Genomic DNA, 544 nt, shown 5'->3' with positions numbered 1-544 from the left:
TTCACCCGAACGCCTCGGTATTCTCTACCTGACCACCTGAGTCGGTTTAGGGTACGGGCCGCCATGAAACTCGCTAGAGGCTTTTCTCGACAGCATAGGATCATCCACTTCACCACAATCGGCTCGGCATCAGGTCTCAGCCTTAATGTGTGACGGATTTGCCTATCACACGGCCTACACCCTTACCCCGGGACAACCACCGCCCGGGCTGGACTACCTTCCTGCGTCACCCCATCGCTTACCTACTACCACCTTGGGTCAGCGGCTCCACCACTCCCCTCAACTCCGAAGAGATCAGGGCGGCTTCACGGCCTTAGCATTAATGGATTCGATATTGGGCGTTTCAAAGCGGGTACCGGAATATCAACCGGTTGTCCATCGACTACGCCTGTCGGCCTCGCCTTAGGTCCCGACTTACCCTGGGCAGATCAGCTTGACCCAGGAACCCTTAGTCAATCGGCGCACACGTTTCTCACGTGTGTATCGCTACTCATGCCTGCATTCTCACTCGTGAACCGTCCACCACTAGCTTCCGCTGCGGCTT

1 rRNA gene is annotated in these 544 nt (G+C 56.6%); it reads right to left on the bottom strand.

What is annotated here, in order from left to right:
- Positions 1 to 544 (bottom strand): 23S ribosomal RNA (locus ACJA3G_RS38375); the annotation flags it as partial.

This window comes from Streptomyces sp. YS-3 (genome assembly GCF_045257485.1).
In the GTDB taxonomy this organism is placed as follows: domain Bacteria; phylum Actinomycetota; class Actinomycetes; order Streptomycetales; family Streptomycetaceae; genus Streptomyces.
The sequence above is the reverse complement of the archived record's forward strand: the minus strand, read 5'-3'. Positions and strand labels throughout refer to the sequence as shown.